Consider the following 16,145-nt stretch of genomic DNA (forward strand, 5'->3'; position numbering starts at 1 on the left):
ATAAACTTTGGCGCGCGTTCAGGCGCGGGTCGCGCAATGCGGCTCGGGGTATACGTGACGCGCGGTTCGGGTCCAAGGCCCCGCGCGGGCCGCATAAACGCGAAGGGCGGCATCGTGATCGATGCCGCCCTTCGTTTGACTAGACGGGTGTTACTTGATCGGCTTGCTGACGTCGATGCCGAACCATTTGTCCGAGATCTTTGTGAAGGTGCCGTCCGCTTCGAGCTGGGTCATCGCATCGTCGATCGCCTTTGCGAACTGCGGGTTGCCCTTCCGGAACGGAATGCCCGATGGGTTGCCCGGGCCGACGTTCGCGCCGGTGCGCAGCGGCAGGTTCGAGTTCTTCAGCAGGTACGCGAGCATCAGACGGTCGTTCAACGCCGCGTCGAGCCGGCCGGCGGCCAGGTCGCGCAGGTATTCGGGCGCGCCCGGATAGGTCTTCACGTCGATGCCGGGCACCGACTTCGCCATATCCATGTAGTTCGTGCCGAGACCGACGCCGAGCTTCTTGCCCTTCAGGTCTTCGAGCGACGTGAACTGGCGCGTGTCGTCCTTGCGCTGGATCAGTTGCGCGGCCGAGTACGTGTACGCCGGCGAGAAGTCGAGGGTCTGCTTGCGCGCGTCGGTGATGCCGACCTGGTTGACGATCACATCGAACTTGCCCGCCTGCAGACCGGCGATGATCCCGCTCCATTCGGTCGTGACGAACACCGGCTTCACGCCGAGCTTGGCCGCGACGGCCTTGGCGATGTCGACGTCATAGCCGACCAGCTCGCCCGACGGCGCTTTCGAGTTGAACGGCGGGAAGGTGCCTTCTAGACCGACGCGCAGCGTGCCGCGCTGCTTGACCTGGTCGAGCAGGTCTTCCGCGTGCGCGGCGACGGCGGTCAACGACGCGCCGATCAGCGCGGTGGCGAGGATTTTCTTCAGCAGGCCAAATCTCATCGTGTTCCTTTGTACGTCTGACGTTTTGACGGTCGAGAGCATAGCAAACGAGACTATCGCAATCTAAATACCGTTTGTTTATGTCTATATGCACCGCCGGTGCGGATGCTTAGCGCAGCGCCTGCGCGCATTCGGCGACGAGCGCCGGACCGCGGTAGATGAACCCAGTATAAAGCTGCACCAGTGACGCGCCGGCCGCGAGCTTCGCTCGTGCGTCTTCCCCCGAGAAGATCCCGCCGACGCCGATGATCGGTACCGCCTCGCCGACTTCGGCGCGCAGCTTGCGGATCACTTCGTTCGACGCGTCGAACACCGGCTTGCCCGACAGGCCGCCGGCTTCGTCCGCATGCGGCATGCCGGTGACGGCAGCGCGCGACAGCGTCGTGTTGGTCGCGATTACGCCTTCGAATTGGTGGCGCAGCAAGGTGTCGGCGATCGACTTGATCTGCTCGTCGTCGAGGTCCGGAGCGATCTTCAGGGCGAGCGGCACGAGCTTGCCGTGCATGTCGGCGAGCCGTTGCTGCTTGTCCTTCAGCGCGGCGAGCAGCGCGTCGAGTTCGTCGGCTCCTTGCAGCTGGCGCAGGTTCTTCGTATTCGGCGACGAGATGTTGACCGTCACGTAGCTCGCGAACGGGTACACGCGCTCGAGGCAGTACAGGTAGTCTTCAGCGGCGCGCTCGATCGGCGTGTCGGCGTTCTTGCCGATGTTCAGACCGAGGATGCCGCGATAGCGCGCGGCCTGGACGTTCTTCACGAACTGGTCGACGCCGGCGTTGTTGAAGCCCATCCGGTTGATCACCGCGTTCGCTTGCGGTAGCCGGAACATGCGCGGGCGCGGATTGCCCGGCTGCGCGCGCGGCGTCACGGTGCCCACTTCGATGAAGCCGAAGCCGAGCGCCGCCAGACCGTCGATGCACGCGCCGTCCTTGTCGAGGCCGGCCGCGAGTCCGACCGGGTTGCGGAACGTGAGGCCCATCACGGTGCGCGGCGAATCCGGCACGCGCGCGGCGAGCGCGCCGGCGATGCCGGTGCGGCCGGCGGCGCCGAGCATGCGCAAAGTCAGATGGTGAGCGTCTTCCGCGTCCATGCGAAAGAGTTGGGCGCGAACGAGCGGATAAAGGGAGCTGAACACGGGATGAAGCCGGACGGCCGGAAAATGGGAACCCGCTATTTTACCGGCTTTGGGCTTTAATGAGACTGGTAGGGCGTTGCTGGCGGCGAGCAGGGCCCGGCGACGACTCGGCGGACGGCGCTTCGGCTACGGCCTGAGCGGACCGCGTCGTCCATGCATCGGCAGATCGACCGGCGGAAAGTCGATGCTGGCCGGATCGAGCACGCGCCACTCGCCGTCGATCAAGCCTTCGAGCGGCCGGAAATTCGCCTTGTACGCCATTTTCGGGCTTTCGCGAATCCAGTAGCCGAGATACACGTACGGCAGGTTCAGGCTGCGCGCCTGCTCGATCTGCCAGTAGATGTTGTAGGTGCCGAAGCTCGCGTGCGGCAGGTTCGGCTCGAAGAACGTGTAGACCGACGACAACCCGTCGCCGAGGATATCGATCATGCTGATCATGCGCAGCGCGCCCTGTGCATCGGGGCGCGGATCGGGCCGTCCATCGGGACGCAGCCGCGCTGGCTCGCGAAACTCGACGAGCCGCGAGTTGATCCGGCTTTGCAGCAGGAACTGCTCGTACTGGTCGCGGCTGTCGCGATCCATGCCGCCGCCTGCGTGGCGCGCCGACTGATAGCGCATATACAGCGCGTAATGCTCCTCGTCGTAATGCAGCGGCGCGACGGTCGCGATCAGCTCGCCGTGTTTTCTCCACACACGCCGCTGCGTGCGGTTCGGCTGAAAACGCTCGACCGGCACGCGCACCGGCACGCATGCGCGGCAGCCGTCGCAATACGGACGGTAGGTGAATACGCCCGAGCGCCGGAAGCCGGCCTTGACGAGATCCGTGTAGACGTCCGAATTGATCAGGTGACTGGGTGTGGCGACCTGCGAGCGCGCGATGCGGCCGTCCAGGTAACTGCAGGGATAGGGCGCCGTTGCATAAAATTGCAGCGCGGAAAGCGGCGAAAGAGGCAGCTCGTTGGGATGAGTCACGTTGGCAGCTCTCGAAGCGTCTCTGGTAATGCAAACCCGGCGCGCCTGGCGGTTGATGCCGCGATTCGATGGGCGGCGGACCCGGATTCGGCCTGATTTTTCCTACGCCGCGCGCACGAGGATTTCGAGCAGGGCGGTCTTGTCGAAGCGCCAAGGAATGGCCGGTGCGCCGACAGACGCGCGAACATGCGCGACGAACGCCTTGCGCGCTATCTCGCGGCCGCCGAGCGACGCCAGATGCGACGTGTTCTGCTGGCAGTCTATCATTTCTATTTCGTGACGTCGCAAGTGCCCGACCAGCGCGGCCAGCGCCATTTTCGAGCCGTCGGTGACGTCGGTATACATCGATTCGCCGAAGAACATCCGGCCGAGCGACACGCCATACAAGCCTGCTACACGCTTGCCCTCGAACCAGGTTTCGATGCTGTGCGCGTCGCCGAGGCGATGCAGCGACGAATAGGCTTCGACGACGTCGGCGGTGATCCACGTGCCGCGCTGGCCGCGGCGCGGCGCCTGCGCGCAGGCGCGCATCACGGCGGCGAAATCCTGATCGACGCGGATTTCCCACGCGTCGTCGCGCAACATCCGCTTGAGCGTCTTGCGCAGCGACGGCGACAGCTTGAATTCGGCAGGGCGCAGGATCATGCGCGGATCGGGGCTCCACCACAACACCGGCTGGCCGTCCGAATACCACGGGAAAATGCCGCGCCGATAAGCGTCGATCAGGCGCGACGGCAGCAGATCGCCGCTTGCCGCGAGCAGACCGGGCGCGCCGCTCGCGGCGCCGAGCGCGCGCTCGACGGGCGGAAACGGATCGTCAGCTCCGAGCCAGGGAACCATGCGCCGCTCAACCTTCGCGCAGGGAGCGGAAGATGTCGCCGGTATGCAGGCCGAAACTGCCGGCCGCGCGGTCGGCGAAAAAAAAGCGCAGCGTCTGGCCGACGGTTGGAAACGCGATCTCGCCCCACGGAATCTCGTGCTCCTCGAACAGCTTCACTTCGAGGCTTTCTTCGCCGGCGGCAATGTCGAGATCGAGCAGCCGCGCCATGTAGAACAGATGCACCTGATGCACGTGCGGCACGTTCAGCAGCGAAAACAGGTTCTGCACCTCGACGCGCGCGCCGGCTTCCTCGAGCGTTTCGCGCGAGGCCGCTTCGGCAGTCGTTTCTCCCATTTCCATGAAGCCGGCGGGCAGCGTCCAGTAACCGTAGCGCGGCTCGATCGCGCGGCGGCACAGCAGCACTTTGTCGTCCCACACGGGAACGGTGCCGACCACGTTACGCGGATTCTGATAATGCACGGTGCCGCAACTGCTGCATACGAAGCGCTCGCGATTGTCGCCCGGCGGAATGCTCAGACTGACGCCGTGGCCGCAGACAGAACAGAATTTCATTGGAAAGGGGACGAGAAAGGGTGATAGGAGTTTATCACCCGGGCGGGCGATTACTGAGGCGCCGGCGGGGACTGCGCGATGGGAGGTTCGATGCGGCGAGCGCCGCCGCGTCTGACACGCTTGACAGTCGATTTTCGGATGCGCTCGTCAGTTCGTGGCCACAAAAACAAAAAAGGGTTACACGCCAATGCGTTGTAACCCTTCAATGATTTCGTTGTGGTTGCGGGGGTAGGATTTGAACCTACGACCTTCGGGTTATGAGCCCGACGAGCTGCCAGACTGCTCCACCCCGCGTCCGTCGAAGAAAAGATTATAGACCAGCCATCCAAACAGCGCAATAGCCATGTAAGGATTAGCTTCATTGTGCTTTGCGCCGCGACCGCTACGACACCTGTCGGAAAGGCTCCGGAAAGCCGCGCGCGGACGCTGCGCTAGAATTCAGATTCTCCACGCGGCTCGCCGGATCTTCACGACGGCGGCCTCTTCGACTCTGATCCTCCGACCCGTTCTAAACCCCATGGATATCGCTCACGATCTGCAGGTCATCGCTCTTCAGGAAAAGACCCTCGTGTTTCCCCGTTTCGATGCCGACCGTGCGTGGCAAGTCGGCGCGTATCTGCACGAGGTCGCGAAAGCGCGCGGCATTGGCGCCGCGATCGACGTGCGCACATTTGGCCAGCCGCTGTTCTTCAGCCTGCTCGACGGCGCGACGCCCGACAACGTCGACTGGGTGCGCCGCAAGGGCAACACTGTCGCGCAATTTCGCCGTAGCTCGTACGCGATCGGTTTGAAAATGCAGCTCGCGGGTGCGACGCTCGCCGACAAGCACGGTCTGCCGGCCACCGAGTACGCATCGCACGGCGGCGCGTTTCCGCTGACGGTGGAAGGCGCGGGCGTGATCGGTTCGATCACGGTGTCCGGTCTGCCGCAGCGCGCCGATCATGAACTCGTGGTCGAAGCGCTGTGCGCGCATCTGGGTCACGATTACGGCAAGCTCGCGCTCGCGAAAAGCTGACGCGATGCGCGTACCCCCGTATGCGCTGCTCGCGATCGCGATCGTCGCCGAGGTCATTGCGACTTCCGCGATGCGGGCCTCGGATGGTTTCTCGCGGCTGCTGCCGTCGATGGTCGTCGTGCTCGGCTACGGCATCGCGTTCTATTGCCTGTCGCTGACGCTCAGGAGCATTCCGGTCGGCATCGTCTATGCGATCTGGTCCGGTGCCGGGATCGTGCTGATCACGCTGGTCGCGCTGGTGCTGTACCGGCAGGTACCCGACGTGCCGGCGATCATCGGGCTGGGATTGATCGTCGCTGGCGTCGCCGTGTTGAATCTCTTCTCGAAGATGCAGGCGCATTGAGCGCCCGCGCATGCCGCCTCGGTTGCCGCACCGGAACATAAGTCGGCTTATTTGCAGCGCACGATCATCGAGCGGCCTTTCACATTCGCCGACGCCACGTTCGTGACGCTGCCGCCAGCGGTGCCACCCTCGTCGTTATCTTTCGACACGATGTCGTAGCCGGTCGCGCCGCAAGCCTTACCCGCTTGCACGTAGCACGAGGCCCAGCTCGAGCCGGCGTTGGCGCCGCTGCAGTTGACCGCGAAGCCGGTCTGGCCGTTCGGCAGATTGATCAGCGTGGTCGTGTTCGACGACGCGCAGCCGCCGAGCCCCGCGGCGAGCAGCAGCGCGGCGGGCAATGCGGCAGTCAGCGACGCGCGACGCACGAAGGCAAGCGCGGCGCTGGATCGGAGGCGGTGGAATCGGCCGGCGCGCCGCGGTTGCGTCGTGAAATGCATCGTGTTGTGTCCTTTCATTCAGATGGAGGTTGCTGCCGGGCTGGAGCCGGTCGGTGTGGGACGCGAGGGCGCGCGCCAAGGCTCAGGTCGCTTCGACGGTGATGCCCGCCGCGCTGACGAGCCGCCGGGCTTCCTCGCCTTCTTCGGTGGCCGCGTCTTCCCAGATGCTGATCGCTTTTGGGATGTCGATCCCATGACTTTCGGCGTACTCGAACCAGCGGTTCGCCGCATCCGGCTCGGGCAGTTCGTGATTCTGCAGAAAATATTTTCCCATATTGCGCTCGCTGGCCTCGAAATGGTGTCGTCATAGTACCTTTTGACAGCATGGAGCATGCCGATGTGAACCGTTCGACCAGCGCGTGTGGCTGACGTGCGGCGCGGCCGCGGTGTGGGGCAAAAGTGCGGCTCGCGAGCGCGCAGAACTTATCGCGCTGTAACGCGCCTTATCGTAATGGGGCGGGCCGCCCGCACACCTCCGGTGCAGCGGCGCGCCGCATGCTAAAGCATCAAGGCGGCGCAGTCGCGACTGGCGCCAGCTCCGCAACCGCAACAGGAGGACGAAGATGGCTGAACGGGTCAGTGGCCCTTATCGCGGCTATTACATCAGCGCCACCGCGCGCCTCGTGCCGGGGGGCAGCACGTCGGGCGCGTCGGGCGAAGCGCACGCCAAAGCGGATGGTACTTACGTCGGCTCGGTCAGCCTCGCCGAAGCCGGCCCGGACGATCCGCATCGGATGGAAACGTTGCTCGAACTCGGCGACCGGCAACGCTTCACTAGCGAAGAAGAGGCGCTCGCGTTCGTCGAACGGGCGGCGCGCGAATATGTCGACCGCTTGCTGGATGGGCAGTGAGCGTGTCGGCGATTCCCGCGCGATGCCCTGAATCAGGCGCCCGCGCACGCTGGACCGTGATCCGGCGGCGCGGGTACCATAGCGGGACCCGCGCGGATCGGCGGCGCATAGCGGCTTTCCACGCGTGTTACGTTCCCGCCGCCACCTTTTGATGAGGCGACCATGGAAATCCGTTTTCCCGAAGACGCGCCTGCTTACCGTGACTCCAATCTGACCGTCGTGTTTTCAGCGCTGGTGGACGGTGAGCCGGTGCCGTGCGCGATCTCGGTGGAAGCGCTCGAGGATCATTTCGGCGCTTACAGCGAGGACCTCGACGGCTGGCTGCGTGCGTTCGATGCGGGCCGGCCGCGCATCGAGGCCGTTGCGCGTGAGCATTTACAGATCAGCAACGGCACACCCGTGCTACTCAAGAGTGGCCACTTTCCGCCAGGGCAGATGGCAGGCTGAGCGGAACTGTCGTTCCACCAGCGCATCGCCAACGCGTTGCCGCTAATTCACGCCATGCGCCGGCACTGCCTCGCGCGCCGCTTCGAAGCACCGCCTGATCCCTTCCTGATACGAAGTCTTGCTGAACGGCCCGATCAACGTTCCCAGCGCGGAATCGTCGAGCACGACCGGCTCGGTCAACAGATAGTTCATCTCGACCAGTTCGCGCATCAGCGGATTGAACAGCCCGAGCACGCGCAGCATGCCCTTGCCGGCCACCATCAGCTTCGGCTCGCGGCCCGCGAGCGCGTAGGCCTCGTGCGCCACTTCGCGCTGCGTGATCGTGCCGGCGCCGGCGAGATGCCACCAGCGGCCGTAAGCCTCGGGTGTGCACGTGAGTCGTTCGACCACGGGGCCGACATCCGGCAGAAAGATGAATTCGTGCGGCACGTCGATGGGACCGAGCAGCTGTGCGCGCTTACCGGTAGCGGCGCCAACGAAGACACCATGCAACAGGCTGCGCTCAACCCCCGGTCCGTAGAAATCGGGCAGCCGCAATACCAGCGTTTCGAGACCTTTCCGGCCATGCGCGGCCAGCACGAGCTTTTCCTGTTCGAGCCGCATGCGACCCTTGAACGTGTGCGGCTCGCGCGGATGATCTTCGCAAATCGGATTGCCATGCGCGCGGCCATACGGATACACGGTGCCGATCAGAATGAAGCGCTCGACGCCGGCGGCCGTCACGCCAGCCAGCGTTTTCTCCATCAACGGCGGGTGCTGCGCGAACTGGTCGTAGGGCACGCCGACGAGATAGATCACGGTTTGCAGACCGGCGGCCGCGGCGCGAATCGAGGCGTGGTCGTCGGGGTTCCAGGTGACGATCTCAGCGTGCGGGTCGTCACCGAAGCTGCGTTGCAATGCCTCGCGCGAGCGGCCGACCACCCGATAATCGCGGCCCGCCGCACCAAGCGCCGCGGCAATGCTTTGACCCGCTGCGCCCGCGGCACCGAATAAACCGACCTTTCCCGTGGCTTGCATGACGACTCCTTCAGATGGCGGCGCGACCTCGTCGCGTGTGCACGTGGCGACTCAGTTCGACCGATGAAAATGTACTGAACAGTGTTCAGTAAACAGCGTTCAGTTTAATTTGACTTTTCAGTTTGTCAACCTGAAAATTGCGAGTCATGGGAATCGCTGAACGAAAACACCGCCAGAAACAGGCGCTGCGCGAACGCATCCTCGATGCCGCGCGGCGCATCGTCGTGCGCGAGGGCTTTGCCGCGCTGTCGATGCGCAAGATCGCCGACGCGATCGAATATTCGCCCGCCACGTTGTATCTGCATTTCGCGAGTCGCGACGACATCGCGCGGGCCTTGTGCGAGGAGGGCTACGCGCAGTTGCTCGCGACCTTCGTGCCGCTCGTGCAGATCGCAGATCCCGCCGAACGGCTGAAGGCGCTCGGGCGCGCGTACGTCGCGTTTGGCGTCCAGCATCCGGAAACGTACCGGCTGATTTTCATGGAGGATCCGAGCTATACGGGCGCGGCGCTCGGTGGCGCGGCGGCGGGCGCAGGCAAAGACGGCGGCAACGGGGACGATGCAAGCGCGAACGCCGGGACCGGTGGTTCAACCGCGTCCCGAAGCAACGCCGACGACGACCCCGGCGACGCCGCGCTGCACATCATGATCGACGCGCTCGACGAGTTGCGGGCAGCGGGGCGTCTGTCGGCGTCGGTCGCATCGATGGAGTCGGCCGTGTGGGCCGAGGCGTTGTGGGCGAGTCTGCATGGCATCGTCGCGCTGAATCTCACGTGTCCGGTGTTTCCGAGCGCGCCGCTCGAGACGCTCGTCGGCGTAACGCTCGACGCTTGGCTCGGCGCGCCGCAGCCCGTGGCAGCGGGCGCATCGAAGAGCGCCGCAGTGCGCGGCAAGAAAACCGTCGCGCGGCGCCACTCCGAGCCTGCCGAATCCACGGACCCGGCTCCCGAGCCCGCCACCAAACGCAAAGCGGCAGGCCCGTGATAACGTTCAGTTCCACGTCAACCCGCGCCGCCGCGCCCAGCTTTCCATGCCCACGTCCGCCTCGCCCGCCACTAGCGACGAAATCGCGACCCACGTAACCAACCGCATCGGTTTCATCGAACTGGAGAGGCCGAAAGCGCTGAATGCGCTGTCGACGAGCATGATTCGCGCGATCCACATGGCGCTCGACCAGTGGCGCGACGACCCCGAGGTGCTGGCCGTCGTCGTGCGCAGCCGGCATGAGCGCGCGTTCTGCGCGGGCGGCGACATCCGCTTCATGTACGAGGCGGCGCAACGCGGCGACCAGCAGGCCCGCGATACATTCTTCAGCGAGGAATACCGGCTCAATCACGCGATCTTCGTGTATCCGAAACCGTATATCGCGTTGATGAACGGCATCGTGATGGGCGGCGGCATGGGCATTTCGCAGGGCGCGCATCGCACCGGCGGCCTGCGCGTCGTCACGCAATCGACGAAGATGGCGATGCCCGAAACCCGTATCGGCCTCTTTCCGGACGTCGGTGCGAGCTGGTTTCTCGCGCGCACGCCCGGCGCTCTCGGCCGCTATCTGGCGGTGACGGGCGAGACGATCGGCGCGGCCGACGCGTTGTACGCGGGCCTCGCCGATGTCTACATCGACGACGCGGCGTTGCCCGCGCTCGTCGCTACGTTGAGCCGCGAACCGTTCGAGCGCGGCGCGGATGTGGTTGCGTGCGTCGAGCGCGAAACGCTCGCTTATCAGGTCGCGCCGCGGCCCGAGGAGAGCGCGCTCGCGAAGGCGCGCACGTTGATCGACCGGCATTTCGCGCAGCCCGACGTCGCGCGGATACTCGCGTCGCTCGAACAGGAGCGCAAGCGCGGCGGCGACGCGGCGGAGTGGGCCGAGCGGACGATCGCGGTGCTGCGCGAGCGCTCGCCGCTGTCGATGGCGGTCTCGCTCGAAGTGGTCACGCGCGCGGAGGGGTCGATGGCCGACGTGCTGCGTGTCGATCTCGATCTGACACGTTCGAGCTTGCTGCTCGGAGACACGGTGGAAGGCATTCGCGCGCGCATCATCGACAAGGACAACGCGCCGCGCTGGCGTTTCGCGCGCATCGAGGACGTCAACCAGGCCGATGTGGAGAAGATGTTCGACAGTCCGTGGCCGGCGGACGAGCATCCGCTAGTCGCTCTGCGCGGGTGAACGTGCACTGAACGTGCACTGAGCGCGCACTGAACGCGCCGCCTCGCGAACCCGCCCGCGAAAATCTACGCGTTGCGCGTATTCACGCGCGACGCGCTCATTCCTCGGCCTCGCTCGCCATGAACGCGCGCATGAACACGAGCGCGCCCCAGCCCCACATCGCATTCGCCGCGAAGCCCACCGCGAGGCGCGGCAGCATGTTGCCGCTCGGCCAGATGCCGCGCAGCGGATCGACGACGAACACGCTCGCCGCCGTCAGCACGATGCCGCCGAACACGAACGCCGGTACCCAAGGCGCGTGCCGATGCGGCGCGACGCGCAGCAGCCAGGCCATCAGCACGGCCCAGCACGCGCTCCAGATTGCGTTCGCGATGAATTCAGGCAGGCCGAGCGGCAAAAACGGCGCGGTCGAAAAACCGGTGGGGTCGATCATGCCGGCGGCGTGCATCAGCGCAAGCGTCGATTCGCGGAAGAACAAAGAAGCCAGAAAACCGGCGACGAACGGCAGAATTATTTTGTGCATGCATTGCACCGGCAACGTACTGGCGACGCGAATCGCAACGCCTGTACCGGGTGATTGGAAACGAGCGCCATTATATCGATCGGGGTGCGGGGGCCGCGGCCGCGTGTGTAAAGCGCAACAACCGTATGCGGTAGCGCCGGGCTAATCACGAAAGCGGAATTCCTAAGCTAAAAAAAATCGTTCAAAAGCCGCGGACCGCTCCATAGACTGTTTCCTCATGCAGACGGCGCGGGTGTCGCCGTCATCCGTTAAATCGAGCGCACCACGCGCACGTTGGTCGAGGAAAACCGTCGCAATGTCGAGCCTCATGCCGAATCTCCGTTGCCGCAGGGTCCGCGCACGGTCGTGTTCGCGGTGTCGTCCGCCCGGCGCATAGGCTTTCAGCGCTTTTGCCGGTGGCCTGAGCCCACCGTCCGTTTCGCAATCCTTCAACACCTCGCAGCGCCTTGCCGGTTGCCGGCCCGATGCGCGCGGCCGGCGCTCGCGCCCACCGTTTTCTTTCAAGAGCAGGCAGGAGCAACAACATGAATGTGTTCTGGTTCATTCCGACTCACGGCGACAGCCGCTATCTCGGTACGTCCCAAGGCGCACGCGCAGCCGATTACGACTACTTCCGGCAGATCGCCGTCGCCGCCGATACGCTCGGCTACGAGGGCGTGCTGCTGCCGACCGGCCGCTCGTGCGAGGACGCCTGGGTCGTCGCGTCGAGCCTGATTCCCGCGACCCAGCGGCTCAAGTTCCTCGTCGCGATTCGCCCGGGACTGTCGTCGCCGGGGCTCGCCGCACGCATGGCGGCGACGTTCGACCGGCTGTCGAACGGGCGGCTGCTGATCAATGTGGTGACGGGCGGCGACGCGGCCGAACTGGCCGGCGACGGCGTATTCGTCGATCACGACACGCGCTACGAAATCACCGACGAATTCCTGCATATCTGGCGCAAGCTGCTTACGGCCTCGCACAGCAACGAAGCGATCGATTTCGACGGCGAGCATCTGCAATCGAAAGGCGGCAAGGCGCTGTATCCGCCGGTGCAGAACCCGCATCCACCGCTGTGGTTCGGCGGCTCGTCGGCGGCCGCGCACGATATCGCGGCCGAGCACATCGACACCTATCTGACGTGGGGCGAGCCGCCCGAAGCGGTCGCAAAGAAGATCGCCGACATTCGCGCACGCGCCGCGGCACGCGGCCGGCAGATCCGCTTCGGCATCCGTCTGCACGTGATCGTGCGCGAGACCGAGGAAGAAGCGTGGGCCGCCGCCGACAAGCTGATCAGCAAGCTCGACGACGACACGGTCGCGCGTGCGCAGGCGTCGTTCGCGAGGATGGATTCGGAAGGCCAGCGCCGCATGGCCGCGTTGCACGGTGGCAAGCGCGGCGGACGCGAACAGCTCGAGGTCTATCCGAATCTGTGGGCGGGCGTCGGGCTCGTGCGCGGCGGCGCGGGCACCGCGCTGGTCGGCAGTCCGGAGCAGGTGGCCGCGCTTATGAAGGAGTACGCGGCGCTCGGCATCGAGACGTTCATCCTGTCCGGCTATCCGCATCTCGAGGAATCCTACCGCTTCGCCGAACTCGTGTTTCCGCTGCTGCCGCAACGCTTCAGCAAGGTCGCCAACGGGCCGCTGTCGGGGCCGTTCGGCGAAATCGTCGGCACCAGCGATCTGCCGAAGGCGGCGAGCGCGAGCTGATCGACCGGCAAGGAGAAAAGCCAACATGAGTGACACTGCTTTGAAGGCGGCTACGGGGGCAACCCCGCAGCCCGCGTCCACCACGCGCGCTGACGCGTTGCGCCGCTTCGGCGCGCACCTGGTGCCGTGGCTCGCGCCCATCGCGATCCTGCTCGCGTGGGAAATCGCCGCGCGCAGCGGCGCGCTGTCGACACGCGTGCTGCCCGAGCCGCTCGCGGTCGTGAAGGCCGCCTGGTCGCTGATCCAGTCAGGCGAAATGTGGGCGGACGTGAAGGTCAGCACGTGGCGCGCGGTCTCGGGCTTCGCGATCGGCGGCGGCATCGGTCTCGTGCTCGGACTGGCGACGGGTTTGTTCAAGCCCGCGGAAATCGTGCTCGATTCGACGGTGCAGATGATCCGCAACATCCCCGCGCTCGCGATGATTCCGCTCGTGATCCTGTGGTTCGGCATCGAGGAACAGGCGAAGGTGTTCCTCGTGGCGCTCGGCGTGTTCTTTCCGGTCTATGTGAACACGTTCCACGGCATCCGTTCGGTCGATGCGAACCTGATCGAGATGGCGCGCAGTTATGGCGTCAAAGGTTTCGCGCTGTACCGCCACGTAGTCCTGCCGGGCGCGCTGCCGTCGATTCTGGTCGGCGTGCGCTTCGCGTTCGGCCTGATGTGGGTCACGCTGATCGTCGCCGAGACGATTTCCGCGCAATCGGGCATCGGCTACATGACGATGAATGCGCGCGAATTCCTGCAAACCGATGTGGTGGTGGTCGGCATTCTGCTGTACGCGGCGCTCGGCAAGCTCGCGGACATGCTCGCGAAGAGCCTCGAGCGCGTGTCGCTGCGCTGGCATCCAGCATATCAGCGAGGAGCAAAAGCATGAGCGCAACGACACTATCGGCGACCTTCGGCGGCATCGCGGGCAGAGACCTCGAGACCGAGCTCGCGCAGCCGCGGCTCGCGGATCACGACGCGAACGAGGCCGCGGAGATCGAGCGGGACGGGGCGGCCGGCTTGCAACCCGCCACTGCACTGGCCCGCAGCGACGCGCGCCCCGCAAGCGACTACGCGGTGCAATTGCGCGGCGTCGGCAAACGCTATGGCGAGCGCGAGGTGCTGTCGGGCTTCGATCTGTCGATCGAGCGCGGCAGCTTCGTCGCGATCGTCGGCCGCAGCGGCTGCGGCAAGTCGACGTTGCTGCGACTCGTCGCCGGTCTCGAAGAAGCCAGCTCGGGCGTGCTCGAAAAACGCGCCGGCAGTGGCGGTCCGCTCGACACACGCATCATGTTCCAGGATGCGCGTCTTCTGCCGTGGAAAAGCGTGCTGCAGAACGTGATGCTCGGCCTCGGTCGCGGCCGAAGCGCGCGCGACGATGCGCGCGCGGTGCTCGCCGAAGTCGGCCTGCTCGAACGCGCGAACGACTGGCCCGCGCAACTCTCGGGCGGTCAGCGGCAGCGCGTCGCGCTAGCGCGGGCGCTCGTGCATCGTCCGCAATTGCTGTTGCTCGACGAGCCGCTCGGCGCGCTCGATGCGTTGACGCGCATCGAAATGCACACGCTGATCGAACGGCTGTGGCGCGAGCATCGCTTCACCGCGCTGCTCGTCACGCACGACGTGCACGAAGCCGTCGCGCTCGGCGACCGGATTTTGCTGATCGAGAAGGGCCGCATCGCGCTCGATCAGCCGGTCGCGCTTGCGCGGCCGCGGGCGCGGGCGTCGGCGGGCTTCGCCGCGCTCGAAGATCACGTGTTGCAACGCGTACTCAAAAACGCGCCGAACGACGACACGCTCGCGCATCGCGCGTACGAGCCCTATGACCCGTACGGCTTGCCGGAACCGGGTCGTCTGACGCGGCCGACCGAGGTGCGCTGGGCCGTCTGAGCTGTCCAGCAAATCGATCCCATCTGATCCATTCCGTTATCAACCGCTTCTCTGGAGTTATCTGAAATGAGCATTTCCGCCATCAACGTGCGCAATCAATTCAAAGGCAAGGTCAAGGAAATCATTCGCGGCTCGGTGGTGTCCGAAGTCGACGTGGAGACGCCGTTCGGCATCGTCACGTCGGTGATCACGACGCGCTCGGTCGACGAACTCGAACTGAAAGTCGGCTCGGAGGTGGTCGCGCTCGTGAAGTCGACCGAGGTGTCGATTGCGCGGCTTTGACGACGTTGCGCTAGCGCGAGCGTCGTGCGCAGCGGCTACTTCGCGTTTGCGCCGCTTGCTGGCGGCTCGTGCGACATGTGGTCGTTGGTTGGCTTCGTCGGTCGCTTGATCGGCATGTTGTCCGGGTTGCTCGAACCTCCGGCGCCCGATGCCGCCTCGGGCGGTTTGGCCATCGGCGCATGGCTGTCCGGCGGCGCGCTGGACGCCGTCTGCGCGACGGCGTTCGCGCCGCTCGCGAGCAGCGCCGCCAGCGCTGCAGCAGTGGCCGTTAGGGTGGCCCAATTGCCTCGCTTCATGTCGTTCTCCTTCGATGTCGCGCGTCGTCCGTAGACACGCGGCTGTGTGCACGATTCACTAGTAGCAGACTGTGTTCCGGGGCCGCTGCGGGCGCGCACGCCTGCATCCGCCGATGAAACTTGCTACGATGAATTGAGCATTCCGACGGAGACGGCCATGTCGAAGTCCTTGAGTCCCGAAGCGGTCGAAGCGTTGCGGCGTCTGAACGACGTCGGCGTCGGACAGACGGCGCCCGAAGTCGAGCAGTCCGTCGCGGCGGAGTTGCTGGCGTGCGACCTCGTCGCCGAAGCGGGCAGCGGTGGGGTCGAAATCAACTGCAACGGCCGGCAGTATCTTTCCGGCGACTGCAATTGATCCGCTGATCGGCGGCCGGCCGCGCGGCCGGGGTGAAGAGCGAGGCGGCGCGTCGCGGGTGAGTCGCGCGCGTTCGTTTGCCCGCGATCAGCGAAACCACGGAGACGAACATGGAGCCGAAGGGCGTCGACATGGGCGACTATCAGGCGCGTTATGGCGACTATGACATCGAGGTGGCGGTCGAACAGGTGCTGACCGGCGTCAAGGCGCATTTCCGGGTGCTGCGCGACGATTCAACGGTGGTCGACTGGCAGCTCGTGCATATCGATAGCTTGTGGTCCACCGAGCATGCGGCCGCCGAGGCGGCTTTCAGTGCGGCGCGCGAGTTGATCGATGCGGGGCTGGCAAGCTAATGGCGGATAGCCGCGTCGCGACGCAACGGTGCCGGGCGCACTACAGCCGGCGTAAACGCAA

General features: G+C 65.3%; 23 protein-coding genes and 1 tRNA gene. 12 read left to right on the forward strand and 12 right to left on the reverse strand.

The window, feature by feature from the left end; translation table 11 throughout:
• Positions 1-150: 150 nt before the first annotated feature.
• The 6 genes from AB4Y34_RS28355 to AB4Y34_RS28380 form a co-directional block, all read right to left on the reverse strand.
• The gene (locus AB4Y34_RS28355) at positions 151-945 is read right to left on the reverse strand and encodes a cystine ABC transporter substrate-binding protein (RefSeq protein ID WP_176377920.1); all 795 of its coding nucleotides are present in this window, start codon (positions 943-945) and stop codon (positions 151-153) included.
• Positions 946-1,054: 109 nt separating this feature from the next.
• Positions 1,055-2,077: a quinone-dependent dihydroorotate dehydrogenase gene (locus AB4Y34_RS28360; RefSeq protein WP_176108725.1), complete on the reverse strand. Its 1,023-nt coding sequence runs from the start codon at positions 2,075-2,077 to the stop codon at positions 1,055-1,057.
• Between the two features lie 126 nt (positions 2,078-2,203).
• Positions 2,204-3,049, reverse strand: a complete 846-nt coding sequence (locus tag AB4Y34_RS28365; protein ID WP_176377919.1) for an arginyltransferase — start codon at positions 3,047-3,049, stop codon at positions 2,204-2,206.
• A gap of 102 nt (positions 3,050-3,151) precedes the next feature.
• Positions 3,152-3,889 carry a leucyl/phenylalanyl-tRNA--protein transferase gene (aat, locus tag AB4Y34_RS28370; RefSeq protein ID WP_176119951.1) on the reverse strand — a complete coding sequence of 246 codons (738 nt, stop codon included), beginning with the start codon at positions 3,887-3,889 and terminating at the stop codon, positions 3,152-3,154.
• A gap of 7 nt (positions 3,890-3,896) precedes the next feature.
• Positions 3,897-4,442 (reverse strand): NUDIX hydrolase, encoded by a 546-nt coding sequence (locus tag AB4Y34_RS28375; RefSeq protein WP_176377918.1) that lies wholly within the window; start codon positions 4,440-4,442, stop codon positions 3,897-3,899.
• Positions 4,443-4,659: 217 nt separating this feature from the next.
• A tRNA-Met gene (locus AB4Y34_RS28380) sits at positions 4,660-4,736 on the reverse strand.
• 223 nt (positions 4,737-4,959) lie between these two features.
• Between AB4Y34_RS28380 and AB4Y34_RS28385 the strand changes: the two genes are divergently transcribed.
• Entirely contained in the window at positions 4,960-5,457 is a 498-nt protein-coding gene (locus AB4Y34_RS28385) for a heme-degrading domain-containing protein (RefSeq protein WP_368582814.1), read from the forward strand.
• A gap of 4 nt (positions 5,458-5,461) precedes the next feature.
• Positions 5,462-5,800: a multidrug efflux SMR transporter gene (locus AB4Y34_RS28390; RefSeq protein ID WP_184068636.1), complete on the forward strand. Its 339-nt coding sequence runs from the start codon at positions 5,462-5,464 to the stop codon at positions 5,798-5,800.
• A 47-nt stretch (positions 5,801-5,847) separates the two neighbouring features.
• On the opposite strand, the gene AB4Y34_RS28395 is transcribed toward AB4Y34_RS28390, so the two are convergent.
• Both AB4Y34_RS28395 and AB4Y34_RS28400 read right to left on the reverse strand, forming a co-directional pair.
• Positions 5,848-6,237, reverse strand: coding sequence for a hypothetical protein (locus tag AB4Y34_RS28395; RefSeq protein ID WP_176377916.1), 390 nt, complete (start codon positions 6,235-6,237; stop codon positions 5,848-5,850).
• 82 nt (positions 6,238-6,319) lie between these two features.
• Positions 6,320-6,511, reverse strand: coding sequence for a hypothetical protein (locus AB4Y34_RS28400; RefSeq protein ID WP_176377915.1), 192 nt, complete (start codon positions 6,509-6,511; stop codon positions 6,320-6,322).
• 289 nt (positions 6,512-6,800) lie between these two features.
• Here AB4Y34_RS28400 and AB4Y34_RS28405 point away from each other — a divergent pair, with 289 nt between their 5' ends.
• Positions 6,801-7,088 (forward strand): hypothetical protein, encoded by a 288-nt coding sequence (locus tag AB4Y34_RS28405; RefSeq protein WP_176377914.1) that lies wholly within the window; start codon positions 6,801-6,803, stop codon positions 7,086-7,088.
• Between the two features lie 162 nt (positions 7,089-7,250).
• Positions 7,251-7,535 carry a DUF1488 domain-containing protein gene (locus AB4Y34_RS28410; protein WP_013089272.1) on the forward strand — a complete coding sequence of 95 codons (285 nt, stop codon included), beginning with the start codon at positions 7,251-7,253 and terminating at the stop codon, positions 7,533-7,535.
• A gap of 42 nt (positions 7,536-7,577) precedes the next feature.
• Here the strand turns inward: AB4Y34_RS28410 and AB4Y34_RS28415 are convergent, their stop codons facing one another.
• A complete protein-coding gene (locus AB4Y34_RS28415; protein WP_368717897.1) occupies positions 7,578-8,552 on the reverse strand; it encodes an NAD-dependent epimerase/dehydratase family protein in 975 nt (324 codons plus the stop codon).
• Between the two features lie 146 nt (positions 8,553-8,698).
• Here AB4Y34_RS28415 and AB4Y34_RS28420 point away from each other — a divergent pair, with 146 nt between their 5' ends.
• Both AB4Y34_RS28420 and AB4Y34_RS28425 read left to right on the forward strand, forming a co-directional pair.
• Positions 8,699-9,535 (forward strand): TetR/AcrR family transcriptional regulator, encoded by an 837-nt coding sequence (locus AB4Y34_RS28420; protein WP_176377912.1) that lies wholly within the window; start codon positions 8,699-8,701, stop codon positions 9,533-9,535.
• A gap of 46 nt (positions 9,536-9,581) precedes the next feature.
• On the forward strand, positions 9,582-10,718 hold the full coding sequence (locus tag AB4Y34_RS28425) for an enoyl-CoA hydratase/isomerase family protein (RefSeq protein ID WP_368717898.1): 1,137 nt from the start codon (positions 9,582-9,584) through the stop codon (positions 10,716-10,718).
• A gap of 97 nt (positions 10,719-10,815) precedes the next feature.
• Here the strand turns inward: AB4Y34_RS28425 and AB4Y34_RS28430 are convergent, their stop codons facing one another.
• A complete protein-coding gene (locus AB4Y34_RS28430) occupies positions 10,816-11,241 on the reverse strand; it encodes a hypothetical protein (RefSeq protein WP_176108714.1) in 426 nt (141 codons plus the stop codon).
• Between the two features lie 162 nt (positions 11,242-11,403).
• Positions 11,404-11,550, reverse strand: a complete 147-nt coding sequence (locus AB4Y34_RS28435; protein ID WP_176119944.1) for a hypothetical protein — start codon at positions 11,548-11,550, stop codon at positions 11,404-11,406.
• Between the two features lie 215 nt (positions 11,551-11,765).
• On the opposite strand from AB4Y34_RS28435, the gene ssuD reads away from it, so the two are divergent.
• From ssuD to AB4Y34_RS28455, 4 genes are all read left to right on the forward strand, one after another.
• Positions 11,766-12,926 carry an FMNH2-dependent alkanesulfonate monooxygenase gene (ssuD, locus tag AB4Y34_RS28440; protein ID WP_176377910.1) on the forward strand — a complete coding sequence of 387 codons (1,161 nt, stop codon included), beginning with the start codon at positions 11,766-11,768 and terminating at the stop codon, positions 12,924-12,926.
• Between the two features lie 25 nt (positions 12,927-12,951).
• On the forward strand, positions 12,952-13,800 hold the full coding sequence (ssuC, locus tag AB4Y34_RS28445; RefSeq protein WP_368717899.1) for an aliphatic sulfonate ABC transporter permease SsuC: 849 nt from the start codon (positions 12,952-12,954) through the stop codon (positions 13,798-13,800).
• Positions 13,797-14,798, forward strand: coding sequence for an ATP-binding cassette domain-containing protein (locus AB4Y34_RS28450; protein ID WP_368717900.1), 1,002 nt, complete (start codon positions 13,797-13,799; stop codon positions 14,796-14,798). Before ssuC ends, AB4Y34_RS28450 begins: the two co-directional genes overlap by 4 nt.
• A gap of 66 nt (positions 14,799-14,864) precedes the next feature.
• Positions 14,865-15,080: a molybdopterin-binding protein gene (locus tag AB4Y34_RS28455; protein ID WP_008922916.1), complete on the forward strand. Its 216-nt coding sequence runs from the start codon at positions 14,865-14,867 to the stop codon at positions 15,078-15,080.
• A 35-nt stretch (positions 15,081-15,115) separates the two neighbouring features.
• Here the strand turns inward: AB4Y34_RS28455 and AB4Y34_RS28460 are convergent, their stop codons facing one another.
• Positions 15,116-15,376 (reverse strand): hypothetical protein, encoded by a 261-nt coding sequence (locus tag AB4Y34_RS28460; protein ID WP_176119940.1) that lies wholly within the window; start codon positions 15,374-15,376, stop codon positions 15,116-15,118.
• A gap of 157 nt (positions 15,377-15,533) precedes the next feature.
• Here AB4Y34_RS28460 and AB4Y34_RS28465 point away from each other — a divergent pair, with 157 nt between their 5' ends.
• Positions 15,534-15,731, forward strand: a complete 198-nt coding sequence (locus tag AB4Y34_RS28465; protein WP_368717901.1) for a hypothetical protein — start codon at positions 15,534-15,536, stop codon at positions 15,729-15,731.
• Between the two features lie 110 nt (positions 15,732-15,841).
• Positions 15,842-16,084, forward strand: coding sequence for a DUF6566 family protein (locus AB4Y34_RS28470; protein WP_368717902.1), 243 nt, complete (start codon positions 15,842-15,844; stop codon positions 16,082-16,084).
• Positions 16,085-16,145: the final 61 nt, after the last annotated feature.

This window comes from Paraburkholderia sp. BR10954, from assembly GCF_040965775.1.
Taxonomy (GTDB): Bacteria; Pseudomonadota; Gammaproteobacteria; order Burkholderiales; family Burkholderiaceae; genus Paraburkholderia; species Paraburkholderia youngii.

Coding starts and splice junctions, on each gene's coding strand:
- AB4Y34_RS28430 (WP_176108714.1), bottom strand. CDS start 11,241: ATGCACAAAATAATTCTGCCGTTCGTCGCCGGTTTTCTGGCTTCTTTG.
- AB4Y34_RS28400 (WP_176377915.1), bottom strand. CDS start 6,511: ATGGGAAAATATTTTCTGCAGAATCACGAACTGCCCGAGCCGGATGCG.
- AB4Y34_RS28425 (WP_368717898.1), top strand. CDS start 9,582: ATGCCCACGTCCGCCTCGCCCGCCACTAGCGACGAAATCGCGACCCAC.
- aat (WP_176119951.1), bottom strand. CDS start 3,889: ATGGTTCCCTGGCTCGGAGCTGACGATCCGTTTCCGCCCGTCGAGCGC.
- AB4Y34_RS28435 (WP_176119944.1), bottom strand. CDS start 11,550: ATGAGGCTCGACATTGCGACGGTTTTCCTCGACCAACGTGCGCGTGGT.
- AB4Y34_RS28355 (WP_176377920.1), bottom strand. CDS start 945: ATGAGATTTGGCCTGCTGAAGAAAATCCTCGCCACCGCGCTGATCGGC.
- AB4Y34_RS28405 (WP_176377914.1), top strand. CDS start 6,801: ATGGCTGAACGGGTCAGTGGCCCTTATCGCGGCTATTACATCAGCGCC.
- AB4Y34_RS28385 (WP_368582814.1), top strand. CDS start 4,960: ATGGATATCGCTCACGATCTGCAGGTCATCGCTCTTCAGGAAAAGACC.
- AB4Y34_RS28410 (WP_013089272.1), top strand. CDS start 7,251: ATGGAAATCCGTTTTCCCGAAGACGCGCCTGCTTACCGTGACTCCAAT.
- AB4Y34_RS28420 (WP_176377912.1), top strand. CDS start 8,699: ATGGGAATCGCTGAACGAAAACACCGCCAGAAACAGGCGCTGCGCGAA.
- ssuC (WP_368717899.1), top strand. CDS start 12,952: ATGAGTGACACTGCTTTGAAGGCGGCTACGGGGGCAACCCCGCAGCCC.
- AB4Y34_RS28415 (WP_368717897.1), bottom strand. CDS start 8,552: ATGCAAGCCACGGGAAAGGTCGGTTTATTCGGTGCCGCGGGCGCAGCG.
- AB4Y34_RS28390 (WP_184068636.1), top strand. CDS start 5,462: ATGCGCGTACCCCCGTATGCGCTGCTCGCGATCGCGATCGTCGCCGAG.
- AB4Y34_RS28395 (WP_176377916.1), bottom strand. CDS start 6,237: ATGCATTTCACGACGCAACCGCGGCGCGCCGGCCGATTCCACCGCCTC.
- AB4Y34_RS28460 (WP_176119940.1), bottom strand. CDS start 15,376: ATGAAGCGAGGCAATTGGGCCACCCTAACGGCCACTGCTGCAGCGCTG.
- ssuD (WP_176377910.1), top strand. CDS start 11,766: ATGAATGTGTTCTGGTTCATTCCGACTCACGGCGACAGCCGCTATCTC.
- AB4Y34_RS28450 (WP_368717900.1), top strand. CDS start 13,797: ATGAGCGCAACGACACTATCGGCGACCTTCGGCGGCATCGCGGGCAGA.
- AB4Y34_RS28375 (WP_176377918.1), bottom strand. CDS start 4,442: ATGAAATTCTGTTCTGTCTGCGGCCACGGCGTCAGTCTGAGCATTCCG.
- AB4Y34_RS28455 (WP_008922916.1), top strand. CDS start 14,865: ATGAGCATTTCCGCCATCAACGTGCGCAATCAATTCAAAGGCAAGGTC.
- AB4Y34_RS28470 (WP_368717902.1), top strand. CDS start 15,842: ATGGAGCCGAAGGGCGTCGACATGGGCGACTATCAGGCGCGTTATGGC.
- AB4Y34_RS28465 (WP_368717901.1), top strand. CDS start 15,534: ATGTCGAAGTCCTTGAGTCCCGAAGCGGTCGAAGCGTTGCGGCGTCTG.